The 253-nt window shown below is 71.5% G+C and carries 1 protein-coding gene; it reads left to right on the plus strand.

The window, feature by feature from the left end:
- Nucleotides 1–253: hypothetical protein (locus ACWXWW_RS18185; protein ID WP_455971433.1), on the plus strand; the 253-nt coding region annotated here is incomplete at both ends.

Genomic DNA, 253 nt, shown 5'->3' on the forward strand with positions numbered 1-253 from the left:
GTTCGGTGCCGGTCGGCGTGCTCGCATGCCACCGGCTGCGCACGCGCCAGCGCCATCTGAACGACGACATCACGCTGCTGCGCGTGCTGGCCACGCTCGCCGGCCAGATGCTGCAGCTCGAACAGCTCGCCGCCGAGGAACGGCAGCGGCTCGAGGCACGCAACAGGGTGCTGGCGCGCGCGCTGACGAGCCACAGCGCGCGCCATGGACTGCTCGGCAATTCGCCGGCGCTGCTCAGGGCGCTGTCCGAACT

This window comes from Microbacterium sp. KNMS, assembly GCF_053851835.1.